Annotated in this window: 13 protein-coding genes, 1 other RNA gene and 1 pseudogene; 1 reads left to right on the top strand and 14 read right to left on the bottom strand. The window is 60.9% G+C overall.

The window, feature by feature from the left end; translation table 11 throughout:
* The 11 genes and pseudogenes from PAN31108_RS08910 to PAN31108_RS08865 form a co-directional block, all read right to left on the bottom strand.
* Positions 1–183, bottom strand: a 183-nt coding sequence (locus tag PAN31108_RS08910) for a DUF1153 domain-containing protein (protein WP_150668495.1), incomplete at its 3' end; no start/stop codon positions are given.
* A 44-nt stretch (positions 184–227) separates the two neighbouring features.
* Positions 228–338 (bottom strand): annotated as a pseudogene (locus tag PAN31108_RS08905) (transposase); the annotation flags it as partial.
* Positions 339–419: 81 nt separating this feature from the next.
* Positions 420–1715, bottom strand: a complete 1296-nt coding sequence (locus tag PAN31108_RS08900; protein WP_306440135.1) for an acyltransferase family protein — start codon at positions 1713–1715, stop codon at positions 420–422.
* 258 nt (positions 1716–1973) lie between these two features.
* Positions 1974–2456, bottom strand: a complete 483-nt coding sequence (locus tag PAN31108_RS27150; RefSeq protein ID WP_370819603.1) for a tyrosine-type recombinase/integrase — start codon at positions 2454–2456, stop codon at positions 1974–1976.
* Positions 2417–2797 (bottom strand): Arm DNA-binding domain-containing protein, encoded by a 381-nt coding sequence (locus PAN31108_RS27075; RefSeq protein WP_306440134.1) that lies wholly within the window; start codon positions 2795–2797, stop codon positions 2417–2419. Before PAN31108_RS27075 ends, PAN31108_RS27150 begins: the two co-directional genes overlap by 40 nt.
* Before the next feature lie 178 nt (positions 2798–2975).
* Positions 2976–3346: a transfer-messenger RNA gene (gene ssrA / locus PAN31108_RS08890) on the bottom strand.
* A 30-nt stretch (positions 3347–3376) separates the two neighbouring features.
* The gene (locus tag PAN31108_RS08885) at positions 3377–7375 is read right to left on the bottom strand and encodes a DUF748 domain-containing protein (protein ID WP_174994901.1); all 3999 of its coding nucleotides are present in this window, start codon (positions 7373–7375) and stop codon (positions 3377–3379) included.
* A 117-nt stretch (positions 7376–7492) separates the two neighbouring features.
* Entirely contained in the window at positions 7493–8218 is a 726-nt protein-coding gene (gene gph / locus PAN31108_RS08880; RefSeq protein ID WP_150668492.1) for a phosphoglycolate phosphatase, read from the bottom strand.
* A 1-nt stretch (position 8219) separates the two neighbouring features.
* On the bottom strand, positions 8220–8918 hold the full coding sequence (ubiG, locus tag PAN31108_RS08875; RefSeq protein WP_150668491.1) for a bifunctional 2-polyprenyl-6-hydroxyphenol methylase/3-demethylubiquinol 3-O-methyltransferase UbiG: 699 nt from the start codon (positions 8916–8918) through the stop codon (positions 8220–8222).
* A 319-nt stretch (positions 8919–9237) separates the two neighbouring features.
* The gene (ald, locus tag PAN31108_RS08870) at positions 9238–10371 is read right to left on the bottom strand and encodes an alanine dehydrogenase (RefSeq protein ID WP_150668490.1); all 1134 of its coding nucleotides are present in this window, start codon (positions 10369–10371) and stop codon (positions 9238–9240) included.
* A 96-nt stretch (positions 10372–10467) separates the two neighbouring features.
* Positions 10468–11754 carry a D-amino acid dehydrogenase gene (locus tag PAN31108_RS08865; RefSeq protein WP_150668489.1) on the bottom strand — a complete coding sequence of 429 codons (1287 nt, stop codon included), beginning with the start codon at positions 11752–11754 and terminating at the stop codon, positions 10468–10470.
* Positions 11755–11858: 104 nt separating this feature from the next.
* On the opposite strand from PAN31108_RS08865, the gene PAN31108_RS08860 reads away from it, so the two are divergent.
* The gene (locus PAN31108_RS08860) at positions 11859–12347 is read left to right on the top strand and encodes an Lrp/AsnC ligand binding domain-containing protein (RefSeq protein WP_069341766.1); all 489 of its coding nucleotides are present in this window, start codon (positions 11859–11861) and stop codon (positions 12345–12347) included.
* Between the two features lie 90 nt (positions 12348–12437).
* Here PAN31108_RS08860 and PAN31108_RS08855 read toward each other — a convergent pair whose 3' ends face one another.
* From PAN31108_RS08855 to PAN31108_RS08845, 3 genes are all read right to left on the bottom strand, one after another.
* Positions 12438–13607 (bottom strand): PA0069 family radical SAM protein, encoded by a 1170-nt coding sequence (locus tag PAN31108_RS08855; protein WP_150668488.1) that lies wholly within the window; start codon positions 13605–13607, stop codon positions 12438–12440.
* A 227-nt stretch (positions 13608–13834) separates the two neighbouring features.
* Positions 13835–14767, bottom strand: coding sequence for a Rossmann-like and DUF2520 domain-containing protein (locus PAN31108_RS08850; protein WP_150668487.1), 933 nt, complete (start codon positions 14765–14767; stop codon positions 13835–13837).
* A gap of 12 nt (positions 14768–14779) precedes the next feature.
* Complete coding sequence (locus tag PAN31108_RS08845) at positions 14780–15229, bottom strand: TM2 domain-containing protein (RefSeq protein WP_150668486.1); 450 nt, start codon at positions 15227–15229, stop codon at positions 14780–14782.
* Positions 15230–15236 lie beyond the last annotated feature (7 nt).

Genomic DNA, 15236 nt, shown 5'->3' with positions numbered 1-15236 from the left:
CCGTAGCGCGTTTTCCATTCCACGCTTGCCGTCCTCGACCCAGCCCTCAACTTCTGAGGGGGATAGGTCGTATGAACGGCTGGCCTCGGCCACCGTCGTCTTGCCCTGAATGATGTCCAGCACCAGCGCACTTTTGCGCTTCGCTGTCCAACGCTTGATGTCTTCTTCCATCGCCTTGCTCATCGTCTTTTCCTCGATTATGACTTGAGCAGGTTTTCACTGGGTCAATACATCGCCTCGGAAAAGCCGTGCTGACGGCACAGCGCCTTGATCGCCATCCCGGCATCGGCTTCGCGCAGGAAGCCGATGATTTGCTCGTCGGTGAATCGATTTTTCATGTCCAATCTCCTGACTAAGTGATTGGACTTTAAATCGTCGCGCTACTCAAATCGGGGGAGACGTCGCTATTACAACTGAGGTTAGAGCGCGAAAGGTGACGAGGGTACCATCCTCTTTATAGCCCGCTGCCCGGGGCGTTCGATGTACCGATAGGATAGCCACGAGAACGAAAATGTCAGGAGTACACAGATGGTTGTGTTAGTAATCATCTCTGCGCTGCTCCATTTCCCGGGCTCTACTCTCAGCAGTACGATTAGCGGACTATGCATGATGTAAATCGAATAGCTCATCTCGCCAATTTTTTCTGCTGCCATTCCGATTAGAACATCTCCCCGTTCGCAAATCCAGAAAATCAGCGCTGGCACTGCGATGATGTAGCCGATGTGAACGTTTGTTGCATAGAACATCTTGGAGAAAATGAACGTCCCGTAGAGCAGAGAGCCAACGATATAGGCAGCTCCGATGGCTCCGGTAGCATTTACGATAGTGCGCGAACGCACGCGCCTTGAGCCCCAAATCTCCGACAAAGCGACGCCGGCAAGAAACTCGAAGAATCGCCCATATGGGCTCAGATAAATCAGCCACTGCTCAGCAGGGAAATCGGACTTTCCGTAAGTCGCCTCTAGCGCTCTGCCGCCGATAGTCAGGCTGAATTGGATGAACACGATACGGCCTATAATTGCGATCGCCAGGAAGACCATGCCGCGCTTGAAGCTGGCCTTTCCCATTCCGGACATGAAAACCACCGGGATGAACATTAGGTACATTAAAGCTTCCGTGCTGATAGACCAAGCGTTGTTCGCATAAAGCTGTGAGAAAGAAATGTTATCGCTGTGCCGGATGCCATAGACCCAAGATTGCGTCATCGTCAGGTAGTAACCGATGGTGTCCCAATAGTTAGGTGACACTGTCAAGTTATAAGCGAAATTCGCCAACACAAAGACGATGAGCAGCGGGAATAGTCGCGCAAAACGAGCCACAAGGAATTGCACAATGCCTTGCATCCCTCCTGCTATGCGATCGGCATAGTTGTAGTGGATGACGAAGCCGCTAAGTACAAAAAACAGGCTCATCCCGAGTAGCCCGGATTTGTCCGCTGCAGGGCCGATTGGACTGTTTTTAAGCGGGAGCATTAACAGAACGATGTGATGAAAGAGGATCAGGAGAGCGGCAACGCCGCGCAGCCCTGTAAGCCCCGGTATGTCTTTATTTTTCATATGTTTGAGTAGTTGATAGCTTGCCTTTTTGATGGCTGAATTATAAGCTACCCATTCTCGGGCTATCGAGGTCTGCCCATGCCTGCATCGCTTGTCGATGCCATTACGTGCGGTTGTATGCCCTGCCGAGTGAGTCCTTAACAGTGGGGCTAGTTGCATTTCTACGACTTCTGCCGGAAGTCTAAGTACCTCGACTGACAGAGTTCTGCCGGTCACACGCCAGCCGTGAGGTGTCACAGTCTTCGAAGTAAAGCCCATGAGCCTAAGTGCCGTGGAGGGTGTCCCGTCGCTGATGGCACACACACCGCCGCGCACACTTGGGAACACGTGCCGACTTGTCCTCGTCAGCCGGGGAAGGTCACTAAGAATATCCGCCACCTGACGCGCGAGCGGTACGATATGAGCGGCCCCATTTGCCTATTCGTCTTTCGTGCGTTTCATCCTGTGCGGCGGTATTTGCCACGTTGCGCCATCAAGATCAAATTCTGACCAGGGCGCCAGTCGCTGCTCGACAGGTCGCTGGAACAGATACGGTGCCAGCTTCAACCTGGCCGTTACTACGGAATTTCCGTCATATGCATGAATGATCGGAAGTGTCTTTCCAAGGTGCTCCGGGTCAATGATCGCGGCATAGTGACGAACCGGCTTACGCAGGATCGCACTGCATAGGTCGGCGCTTGGGTCACGAGAGGCTCGACCGGTGGCAATCGCATATCTGAACGCCTGCCCGATAATCGAGTGCAGCCGGTGCGCTGTCTCAAGATTGCTGCGGGCTTCCACGCGTTGGAGGGCTTCGAGAATAGCCGGAGCAACGACGTCAGCAACGGGTGATTGTCCAAAGTACGGGAAGACGTGGGCCTCTAGACGGCGTAGGTTGCGCGCGGCATGTGACTCCGACAGATCCGCCGAGAACTTACGATGCCACTCTCTGGCAATGCTCTCGAACGAGTTTGACGAAGATGCTCGCGATTGGCCTTCACGGCGACACGAGAAGCGCCAGGGTCAACGCCTTTGACGAGTAGCGTCCGGGCCGCGTCCCGGGATTCTCGTGCACGTCTCAAACTGACGGCCGGATACACGCCCAGCGCTAGCGTCTTCTGCTTTCCTTCGAAGCGGTACCGCAGACGCCAGTACTTCGCGCCGCTCGGCTGGACTTCGAGATACATGCCAGCGGCGTCGCCGAGGCGGTATTGCTTGTCTGCCGGCGTGGCCTTGCGGACGGCTATGTCGGTAAGCGGCATGAGAGGATCGTGTTGGTGGTATCGGATTCCGATGGTACGGCGGATGCCACCACATATACCACCACGGACCACCGGAAAATTGCGAACGAGTATAACCGATTGAGGAAAAGAAAAACCCCGACAGAGCAAGCCTCGTCGGGGTTTTAAGGAAAACTGCGAACTACTGTGTAATGGTGTTTGGTGGAGCCGGCGGGGATCGAACCCGCGTCCGCAAGTACTCTACGACCAGTTCTACATACTTAGTTCTGTCATTTGATTTAACTGTCTTGTCGCGGACGAACACGCTACGCAACAGCGATTCACTAAGTTTTCGACCTTGGCGTCGTGACGCCACCAAGGCTTAACTGACGTATATGACCTCTGGCGGTATTGCTACCGGTCTTGCGACGCTAGTCCGTCAGTGAACTAGGCAGAGGACGGCGGCCCTTAGGCTGCCAGTGCGAACGTTTCGTCGTTTGCAGTTACGTTTTTCCCATTGATTAACGAGGTGACGGGTCCTCGGTATGCCCTGAGTCGCTTCGCTACCCACGTCGAAACCATGTCGGCCCCTGTGGAGGTGTGAATTATGACACAAATGCCTCACTTCAGTGCGAAGTCCACACGCGTCGTGGCGCCCTTGTCCTGAATGCCATCCGCATTGAGCTTCGGCGCCACCACAAACAGCCGGTCGGACGCGATTTTGCCGTCGAGCCACGACCTGACGCGCTGAGCACGCCGTTCCGCCAGCGCACGCAGATCGTCGTCGTCCACCTTGACGTTCGTCTCCATGAGCTTTTCCATTTCGTCATCCGGCAACGACTTGGTGAAGCCGATCATATTGCGCGGCTTTGCAAAGTCCGCCGCCTTGTAGGCCGCGGTCAGATACTTGCTGCGCTCTTCCGGCGTTACCTGCACGTTGTCGACATCGACGCTTTCCCCCTTGCCGACCAATGCCTTGACCTTCTGCGCCTTGATCGCACGCTCGACGGCGACGCTGCGCAGGCCGTCGGTGTCCTTGGCCGGATCCACGCGGCCGACAATGTCCAGCTTGAGCGCTTCACGATCGTTCAGCGCCTTCACCAGCGTCTCCAGACGCTTCTCGTCCTCCGGCGTCAGACGAGCGCTGCCGGGCGCGAATTCAACGTAGCCCAACTCCTGATCGCCCCCGCCAAATGCGGAGGCCAGCAAGCTGAACGGTGCCGTCACCGCCTTGACGATCAGATTGACGAACGCCCGGAAGATCACGCCGCCGAGACTGAACTGCGGATCGTCCAGGGAACCGGAAATCGGAATGTCCACATCGATCTCGCCACGTGAATTCTTCAGCAGCGACACGGCCAGACGCACCGGGAGGTTGGTCGCCGTCGGGCTCTCCACCCGGTCGCCGAACGTCAACTGATCGATGAAGATGTGGTTGTTCGCCGTCAGCTTCGCCTGATCGAGCAGGTAATGCACGTCGACCGTGAGCTTGCCCTTTTCGATGGGGTAGCCCGCGTACTTCGTCGAGTAAGGCGTGAGATTGGTGAGTTCGATGCCATCGGCCTTGGCTCCGAGATCCACGAACGCCATCGGCGCGAGCGGATTGATCTTGCCGTTGATGTTGATCGGCGCATTGCGGTTGACCTTGCCTTGCAGTGCGACCTCCGCGGGCTCCTTCGTGGCCGTACCGAAGGCGCCGATGCGCCCGCCGATGTCGGTGAGATTGGCGGTGTAGTTCGGCTTGACGAAGTTGTCCGTGAAATTGACGTTGCCGCCTTGCAGCGTAATACGTCCGATGTGGACGTCCGCAGGTAGCGCCTTGCCGGTGCCGTAACCCGGACCGCGCTCGACGGTCGTCTGGCCCGGTGACGGTTCCTGCTTCTCGACGTCGGTCGGTTGCCCGGCCTCAACGGCGGATGCGGCCGCATCTAGCGGTGGTTTGGCTGCGGACGCCGCATCAAGCGGAATGCCCTCGTTCGCTCGCGTGAGGGAGCGGGGCGCTTCCTTATTGCCGACGACATCGGCCAGATTCAGGCGACCGTTGGCGTTGATGATCAGACGCGCGTAGAAGCGCGAGAGGGCGATGCTGCCCAACTGTACGTTCGGCTTGCCGCTGCCGACAGCCAGATTGATCTGCTGCAGGGACAGCGCATTCCACCGCACGAAATCGTCGGTCGTGACTTTGTCGAGCAGACGGACGTTGCCGAGCGTGGCGTCACCCCGATACGTCGCTTGCGGTGTGTCGCCCTTCATGACGAAGGTCGCGCGACCGTTGCTCGACAGCAGGGCGCTGGCAATGCTCGCGTTCAGTTCGTCGCTCATGTAGGAATCGAAGGCGGCCAGGTCGAGTTGCTGTGTCTTGACCTGAAGGTCGCCGGACAAGGGCTGTGGCGTAATATTCCCCGCAGCGTTGAGCGAGCCTTTCTTGTTGAGCGTGCCGTTGATCTCCAACTGCAACGGCTTGCTCATGTCCTGCGATGCGCCCTGCACCTTGATATTGAGCGGTGCGAATTTCGCATTGATCGGACGGCCTTTGACGGCCCGGTCCTCGAACCCGATGCTCGCGTTCTCCACGTTGACCTTGCCGACCTTCCACTGCCATTGGCTACCCGTGGTCTGCGTGTTCGATGCCGACGAAGCCTTGGGCGACGTACGGCGTCCGCGTTCGGTGCCGACGCGCGCGTTGACCCCGTTCCCACTGGCATTACCGACAGCGGCCTTGGGTCGCCCGTCGCCCGTCAGGGCGAGGAGATTGATCTTGCCGTCCTTATCACGGCGCGCAGCGACATCGAGTCCGCTAACGCTCACTTCATCGACGATTGCCCGGCGGGCGCCGAGATCGAAGTGCGACAGTTTTGCCTGCGCCTTTGCGAGCTTGAGCGGTGCGTCGCCCTTTTGGCCCGTGAGCCATTCGATCTTTTCCAGCGTGGCCGTGGCCGGTTCGATCTGAACGTTAGGTTGCTTGTCCGGCGCGAATGCCGCGCTGAACTTCGCCTGCGCACCTACCGTGCCGCTCTTCAACTCGCCGGATAGCGCGCCTTGCGCGAACGGCAGCAAGGGGGCGAGGGCGATCGATTGCGCATCGAGTTCACCGCTCGCGTTGTGCGCGGGCAGGCTGAACTGGCCGTGAGCCTTGAGCGAGCCGCCGCTCTGGATGCCGAGCGACGCATCGTAGGTAGCAGGGTCTTTGCCCAGCGTCGAAAACTGCTTCACACCGATCTGGATGTTCTCGAGCGAGACGCTTGCGGGTTTTGCACCACGTTCGTCCGTGAACCGCAGTTTGCTATTGACCAGCGCGACTTCGCCGACCAACAGGTCGAGTGGCGAAGACTGCGCTGCCGCTTCCGCCTTTGCCTGTGCGGCTTCGGCTGCCGAGGCGGGCGTGGCCGGTCGAGCCGTTTGCTCGGCAGCGACTTTCGGCGCCGACTTGGCCGCCTCGCTTGCCCGGGGCGATGCCGCAGCCTCGTCGACGGCCTTACCCACCGCCTTGAGCACCGGCCGCTGTGGCAAGAGCGCCTTCACAACGTTGATCGAGCCGTCCTTCTCCATCGTGACTTGCTGATCGAGTCCGTCGATCCGCACGCTGTCGATGTGATAGACATTGTTCAGTGGTTCGACCTTGCCAAGTTTCACGTCGACCTGCTTGACCGCAACAAGCGGTGAGCCGTCAGCTTCGTTGACCACGGCGTCCGCCAACCCGGCGGTGCCCGTGAGCCGCACGTGATTACCGTCCTTGTCGCGCGTGAATCGCAACTTCAGATCGGTGCTGACGGCGCCGCTCTTGATTTGCGCGGGGAATGTGACCGGCGAATACCCGAGGTACTTGGGCACGTCGAGCCGGTCGAGCTTGATGTCCACGGTCGATTCAAGTGAATCGGCGAACGGTTTGGTCTGACCCGAGAGGTGCAGCGGTGCGCCGTCGATGGACGCTTGCAGCAGCGGCTGCACGAAGATGTCGACGTCGGACGGAAGGTTCGCAATGAAGGGCACGCCGACTTGCAAATTGTCGACCACATGCTTTTCGTTCTGGAAGCTGTCGTCGAAGCGAATCGTGCCGTTCTTGATCTGTAGGTTGTTCAGCGCGAAACGTGCCGGCTTGGACGGCTCGGGCGAGGGCGGTCCCGACGTCGCCCGATCGATGATGTCCGAGAAATTGAAGCGCTGCGGCGCGGTACGCACGATGTTGACGACGGGGGTGTCGACGTACAACTCGCCGATCACCGGCGCGAAGCGAAACAGTGAGCTCCACGACGCATTCAGGCGCAGCTCGCCGATATCCACGAACGGCTGACCCGGCGTCTTGTCGCCGATGTGCACCTTGTGGAGGTCGAGGCGAAGCGTATAGGGATTGAAACTGACGTCACCCACGCTGACCGGCCGTTCGAGGTAAGCCGAGAGCTTGTCTACCGCGTAATGCTTGAGCACCGCCGGTACGGTGAAGTAGCCGACGACACCGAAAACGGCGATGACGCCGGCGGCCCAAAGGCCGGTTTTGCGCGCGCGACGACGCACGCCAGGGTCGCGCCCGAGCGCTTGGGCGCGGGCGAGACCCTGTTGCAGACGGTTCCCGCCTGCGGATGATTCCGTTGTTGGTTTGCGATCGTTCGCTTGCTCGGCCATGCGGTCTCCCGTAAGTAGCCCGTGAAGCATACGCAGCGCCACTGAAGCGCGGCGGCACATTCCCAAAGCCGTGGCCCCGCGTGGCGGCCCGGCCCTGGCGAGCGATGATCCGGCGGGTTATGCCGGCGACATCACCAGCGGGGCGATCGCGCCCGCGCGTTCGACGACAGCGTCTGCCTGCCACTGTGCAGGTGCGAGCGAGTCGCCGCAATAACCGTACGCCGCAGCCACCGTGGCCATACCTGCGGCCTTGCCAGCCTGCACGTCACGCAGATCGTCACCGACGTACACGATCTGTGAAGGCGCAATACCGATGCACTCGGCGGCATATAACAATGGCGCGGGGTGCGGCTTGCTATGGGGCGTGGTGTCCCCGGATACCACACAAGCGGCGCCCTCCGACAGGCCCAACAGTTTGACGAGCGGATGGGTCAGGCGAGCTGCCTTATTGGTCACGATGCCCCACGGCATGCCGCGCTCGGCCAGCGCCGCGAGCAGTGCCGGAATACCGTCGAACAAATGGCTGTGTACACACAACGCGGCTTCGTAATTAGCGAGAAACGCGTCTCTGAGCGACGCAAATGCCGCATCGTCCGGTGTGACACCGAACGCACTGCCAATCAGTCCACGTGCGCCATGCGACGCCTGCAACCGCAGGGTTTCGTACGGCCCCGGCGGCAGGCCGCGATCGGTACGCACCTTGTTGACCGCAGCGACGAGGTCGGGCGCGGTGTCGGCGAGCGTGCCGTCCAGATCGAACAGAACGGCACGGATGTTGCCATGCAGTTGCGTCGACAAGGTGTTGTCGGGAGAAGGGGAGACGCGGGCGGGGGGCTCGAACATATCAGGCATCGCGCGTGCACGCGATCATGTAGTTGACATCGGTGTCGCGATTGATCGAGTAACGCTTGCTGATCGGGTTATAGGTCATTCCGCGCAGGTCGCGTACCGTCAGGCCACTCGCGCGCGCAAACGAGGCCAGCTCCGATGGGCGAATGAACTTCGCATAGTCATGGGTGCCGCGCGGCAGCATGCGTAGCAAGTACTCTGCGCCGACGACGGCCAGCAGCCAGGCCTTCGGATTGCGGTTCAGCGTGGAGAAGAACACGTGACCGCCCGGTTTGACGAGCGTGGCGCAGGCCGCGACGATCGATGCCGGCGACGGCACGTGCTCGAGCATCTCCATGCATGTCACCACGTCGTAGGTGCCGGCGTCACGCGCGGCCAGGGCTTCGGCCGAAATTTCTTCGTACTCGATGTTGAGTCCGGCTTCCAGACTGTGCAGATCGGCCACGCCGAGGGCTTTTTTCGACAAGTCGATGCCCTTGACCCGAGCCCCCTGACGCGCCATCGATTCGGACAGGATGCCGCCGCCGCAGCCGATATCCAGCACGCGCTTGCCTTGCAGCGGCACGTGCTGCTCGATCCAGTCGAGGCGCAGCGGGTTGATCTCGTGCAGCGGTTTGAATTCGCTGTGCGGATCCCACCAGCGGTGGGCCAGTTCACTGAATTTATTGAGTTCTTGCGGGTCGGCGTTCATCACTTGCTCATGGACATTGACGGCTCGGCGCAGAGCGGGTGCGACATGGCTGCGCGTGCCCTGTGTACCGGGTGGTCGGCGGGCGCCGTCGAGATGGGGCAAGTATAACGAAGTGAGTGCGCCCATGTCCAAAGCCCGAGGCGCCGCGAGGCCCTGGCTGGCTGGGAGGTGAGCGGCAAGGCATTTGTCCGGGCCGGGCGTTTTCGGAAGCGTTCGGACGATTCCAGACGATTCCGGATGAGTCTCGGGCGCATGCGCCGGGGCGATGCTGTGTGAGGGGAAGGCCAGCACACCCCGGCGGTTGCTTATCGACGTCGTCCGATCAGGCGGCTGCCGGTAGTTGGGCGAGTACGGCGTGGGGATCGTGATAGACCAGTCCGAGGGCGTCGGCCACACCACGATTCGTCACCATGCCGCGCGCCACATTGAGGCCGGCGAGCAGATGCGAGTCGGCTCGCATCGCGGCCAGCGCACCATGGTCGGCCAGTTGCAGAATGAACGGCAGCGTCACATTGTTCAGTGCGAAGGTCGAGGTGCGGGGCACGCCGCCGGGCATGTTGGCAACGCAGTAATGCACGACGCCGGCGACTACGTAAACAGGATCGGCATGGGTGGTCGGACGGGAGGTCTCGCAGCACCCTCCCTGATCGATGGCGACATCGACGATCACCGCCCCCTTGCGCATCAGGCCGAGCATCGCGCGAGTGATGAGCTTCGGCGCGGCCGCACCTGGAATGAGCACGCCACCAATCACCAGATCGGCTTCGCGCAGATGTGTCTCGATGGCATGCTGTGTCGAATAGACGGTCTGCACGCGTCCACCGAACTGAGCGCTGATGCGACGCAAGGCATCGACCGACTTATCGATGACGGTGACCTGCGCGCCAATGCCGACCGCCACTGTTGCTGCATTGGTACCGACGACACCCCCGCCCAAAATCACGACTTTGCCGGCTTCCACCCCGGGCACGCCGGAGAGCAGCAGGCCCAATCCGCCGTGGGTCTTTTCCAGTGCGGTCGCGCCGGCCTGAATCGACATGCGTCCGGCGACTTCGGACATCGGCGCCAGCAGCGGCAGGCCGCCGTTCGCGGACGTGACGGTTTCGTACGCAATGCACGTGGCGCCGCTTTTGATCAAATCCCGGGTCTGATCGGGGTCGGGCGCAAGGTGCAGATAGGTGAATAGGGTGTGGTGGGGCCGCAATCTGGCACGTTCAATGGCCTGAGGCTCTTTGACCTTGACGATCAGCTCGGCGCGGTCGAACACGTCGACGGCATTGGCCGCGATGCGGGCGCCGGCGGCAGCGTACACCGTGTCGTCCATGCCGATGCCTTCACCGGCTTGCGTCTCGATCCATACCTCGTGCCCGCGGGCTACCACTTCGCGTACGGCTGCGGGCGTCATGCCTACGCGATATTCGTGGTTCTTGATCTCCTTGGGTACACCGATCTTCATGATGCGTCTCCTTTGTTGTGATGGCACAGCGAAAAGCGATGACGACAATAGCGAGGGCCCAAACAAAAACGGCACCCGAAGGTGCCGTTTCGAAGATCAGGCGAAGGCCGGTTCGCCCTGTGCGTTGGGGGCACCGCTGTAGCGCGCCACGGACAGGTCGTCGGCCAGAATCGCAGGCCGGCGTCCTGACATCAGGTCGGCGAGCAATTGGCCCGACCCGCAGGACATCGTCCAGCCGAGCGTGCCGTGCCCTGTGTTCAGGAACAGGTTGCGCAGGGCAGTGGCGCCCACGATCGGCGTACCGTCCGGCGTCATCGGGCGCAGTCCGGTCCAGAACGATGCTTCGGCAGTGTTGCCCGCGCCCGGGTAAAGATCGTTGACGACCATTTCCAACGTTGCGCGACGCGCCGGATTCAGCGCCTTGTTGTAGCCGACGACTTCCGCCATGCCGCCGACACGGATACGGTTTTCGAATCGCGTCACGGCGATCTTGTAGGTCTCGTCGAGAATTGTCGAGGCCGGCGCGCGCGATTCGTCGACGATCGGTACGGTAATCGAGTAGCCCTTGAGCGGATACACCGGAATGTCAACGATGCCGCGAAGGAACGGTGTGGAGTACGAGCCGAGTGCGACGACGTAGGCGTCTGCACGCTGCAACGTTCCTGCGCAAACGACGCCCTCGATCTTGTCGCCGGCGACGTGCAGCCCATCGATCGCCATGTCGTAGCGGAATTTCACGCCGAGCGCTTCGGCCATTGCGGCCAGACGCGTCGTGAACATCTGGCAGTCGCCCGTTTCGTCGTTCGGCAGACGCAGCCCGCCGGTCAGCTTGTGCGAAACGGCGGCCAGTGCGGGTTCCGCATTGGCAAGAGCGTTGCGGTCGAGCAGTTCGAACGGCACGCCGGCCTCCTCGAGCACTGCGATGTCGCGTGCGGCGTTCGCCAGTTGCTCTTCCGTTCGGAAAAGTTGAAGGGTACCCGCCTGGCGGCCTTCGTAAGCGATGCCGGTCTCCGCACGCAGTTCACGGAAACAATCGCGGCTGTACTCCGCGATCCGCACCATCCGTTCCTTGTTGACCGCGTAACGCTCGGGCGTGCAGTTACGCAGCATTTGGTAGAGCCACTTGAGCTGCGTAAGCGTGCCGTCCGGGCGGATGGCGAGCGGGGCGTGTTTCTGGAACAGCCACTTGACGGCTTTCGTCGGAATCCCCGGGGCAGCCCACGGCGACGCATATCCGGGCGAAATCTGGCCGGCGTTGCCGAAGCTGGTTTCGAGCGCCGGGCCAGCTTGGCGATCGAGCACCGTGACGTCGTGCCCGGCCTTCGCCAGGTAATAGGCGCTGGTAACGCCGATGACGCCGCTGCCGAGAACGATGACCTTCATTGCCTTGACTCCTGTAAAACCATGGTTATGCAGTAATAATTCGCATGCTATTCTCGGATTCGTAGGTTTAGTTAATGTATATAGGCTGAATTCAGGAAAAAATCATGAGAGTGCAGCAGCAATCGGTCCGGACGCTGGATCGTCTCGATCGCCGCATCCTGACGTTGCTCCAGCAGGACGGGCGCATGTCCATGAAAGACCTGTCCGAGCAGGTCGGCCTGTCGATCACACCTTGCATCGAACGTGTGAAACGCATGGAGCGCGATGGGGTGATCATGGGGTACTTCGCCCGGGTAAATCCGGCGGCGCTGGGCGCGGCGTTGCTCGTGTTCGTCGAAATCACGCTCGATCACAAATCCGGCAACATGTTCGATCAGTTCCGCCGCGAAGTGCTGCGGATCCCCGAAGTGATGGAGTGTCACCTGATTTCCGGCGACTTCGATTACCTGATCAAGGCACGAATTCGCGAGATGTCGGAGTACCGCAAGTTGCTGGGCGATATCCTGCTGCAACTGCCGGGGGCCGTGCAGTCGAAAAGCTACGTCGTAATGGAAGAAATCAAGGAAACGCTGACCGTCCACGTCGAAGAGTGATGTGCGGGCGCGTCCGGCGTGGCGGCGCATTCTGGCGCGTTGAAGGCTCATAGGCCTCGGCGCGGTGGCGACGGTCCCCGATCCAGCAACTCAAAATAGCGGCATCTGCGGATCGAATTTCCCCGTGAACTCAGTGCCGGTCGTCCTGTCGTGCTGCGCCCGGCCATGCGTCGTTGCAGGCCCGTTGCCGGCGGGCGCCGCGTCCGGCACGCGGAATTGATCGTTTCTCAAGGGCGGTCGGGCTTGGTTAAGCCCCAACTTGCGGGCTGCCAGATGAAATCGCTGCCGGATCAGTTCTGCATGCAAGCCGGTGCCGCGCATTCGGGTGCCGAACGCTGCGCTATTGTGTTTTCCGTCGCGAACCTGCTCGATCAAACTCATGACATGACGGGCTCGCATCGGATAGTTCGCCTCCAGCCAGTCGACGAAAATGTCGTGCACCTCTCTTGGTAATCGCAGCATCACGTAGGCGGCGTAGGTTGCGCCGGCATCCGCTGCCGTCGTCAGCACTCGCTCGATATCGAAATCGGTGAGTGCGGGCACGATCGGCGCGACGACGACCCCCGTGGGGATGCCGGCGTCTGTCAGCTTGCGTATCGCTTCGATACGCTTCGGAGGCGTGTTTGCGCGAGGCTCCATCTTGCGGGCGATTTCTGCGTCGAGCGTTCCCACAGAGATAAAAACACGCACCAGCCCACGCTGAGCCATGCATGACAGGATGTCGATGTCGCGCGTGACAAGGGCGGATTTGGTGGTGATGCCGACAGGATGCCCGAAGCGCTCCAGCACTTCGAGCACGCTCCGCGTAATGCGATATTCCCGCTCGATCGGCTGATAGGGATCGGTATTGGCGCCGAGGGCGAGCAGGGCCGGTTGGTAGCCCCGTTTGCGCAATTCTGCGTCGAGGCGTTCTGCCGCGTTGTGCTTCGCGTACAGGTGGGTTTCGAAGTCCAGGCCTGGGGAGAGCCCGAGGTAGGCGTGCGTCGGGCGGGCAAAACAATAAGTACAACCATGCTCGCATCCCCGATAGGGGTTGATCGAGCGGTCGAACGGAATGTCCGGAGAGGTATTCCGGGAGATGATCGTTCGTGCGTTCTCCAGTGCGACCTGTGTGACGAATTTGACCTCGCATTCTTGGGCCGCGTCCGATTCATGGCGGTTCTCGTCGCTTTCGCGACGGTACTCCGAGAAACGAGATTCGAGATTGGCGACAGCGCCCCGGCCCTTACGGGACGGGGGCGGTACAAATGAAGATGCCATGACTCGTCTCCTGAATATCCATGCCCGACACGAGCGTTGTGTGGGCACAGGGAACGCTTGTCATTATACTGTGTTTTTATACAGTATTTCGACGAAGGAGACCAAAGATGGGTCGTGAGCGTGGTTCGCGTGGTTCGAGCGATGCGAGTCGTGAATTGGGCAACATTGCCCGCCTGCCGCTAAGGGCGGTAGCAGCGTACTGGAAATGTTGCGAGTCGTGGTTGACCTTATGCGTTGCCTTCGGGGGTGGCTGGAGGCACGTAGGGAGCGATCGTTCGAGCGATGGTGTCCAGCGCCGCGACATCGGCGTTGGGGCGCTGGCGCGCCAGATGAATCGCGCGCAAGGTCAGCAGCGAATAGAGCGTCGCGTGGTTGCCGCCCATTGCCGCAAGGGCCGCCGTGTGACGCTGGACGATGCCTGCGTCCCCGCGCGAGACCGGGCCGGCAAGCGCGCCAGAGAGCCCGCGTTCTCGAGCCGCGTCGAGCGTGCCCATGACGAGCGGCCACATGGCGTCACGGGCGTCAGCCTCATTCATGCCGATGGCTTGCCAGAGGTGCGTTGCCTCGTCGAGCAGACACAGCAGAAAGCTGGCGGCGTAATTGGCGCCCGCGTGATACCGCATGCGCTCGCCCGGCGGTATCGACAGCGCGCGGCACCCTATGTCGCCGGCGAAACGCTCAAGGATTTCGTTCAGCGGCGCTTCGGCTTCAATCGTGATCGCGCAGCCGGACAACCGGGTCGCATCGTCGTCGAGCCCGGCGAAGAGAAACAGCGGATGAAAGCCGCCGATCTGCCCGCCGTTCCGTGTCGAGGGGGCAAGAAGCCCGACCTCGGATGCTCCACTGCAATGAACCAGCGCCTGCCCCTTTTGAGGCGTCAGGTGTGCCGCGCAGGCGGCGATGGCATCGTCCGGCACGGTGAGGAAAACAAGATCCGCTTTCGAGAAGACGGCGTTCATGTCGTCGGATTGCATGACATGCCATGCCGCGCAATCCGGCAATGTCGCGGCGATGTGTCGCGCTTTGTCGATATTCCGGCTTGCAACGACGGTGACTTCGTATCCCGCGCGGGTCGCTGCGCTCGCCAGCGCCCGGGCCACGCGCCCTGCGCCGATGAAACCGAGCGTTGGCCGGATGCTGGGAGAAAGAGCGTTGAGCATTGCAGTCGGGGATTACTGCGACAGGCGGTTCGGCGTGTCGTGGATTTCGAAGTACGTCTGGAATGCCACGGCAAAGCCGACCATCATCAGCATGGCGCCCACAAACAACGATACGCTGACGATGATCACGGCAATCCAGCCCGAGCGCGACTTGTTCGCGACGTCAGCGTTGAATTGTGCGTTCCACCGCTCATCGGGACGCAGGCCGTAGACGATGGCCGCAAGGAATGCCGAAAACAGCGAGACGGCGCCGATGATCGTGAGGACCCATCCCGCGAGAGAGTGCAGTTCGCTGGTCACCAGGAGTCCCCAGCCGGCCACGCCGCATGCCGAGCCCACGATATGGGCCCAGCCGAAGCGATCGCGAACACCGTACAGATAGAAGCGGTGCAGGCCGAGTGTGCCGAACAGCATGGCGAGTCCGGCGGTCAGGGTCTTGGATTTATAGGCGACTGCGTTCATTTGGCAT

The organism is Pandoraea anhela, from assembly GCF_902459655.1.
GTDB lineage: Bacteria > Pseudomonadota > Gammaproteobacteria > Burkholderiales > Burkholderiaceae > Pandoraea > Pandoraea anhela.
The sequence above is the reverse complement of the archived record's forward strand: the minus strand, read 5'-3'. Positions and strand labels throughout refer to the sequence as shown.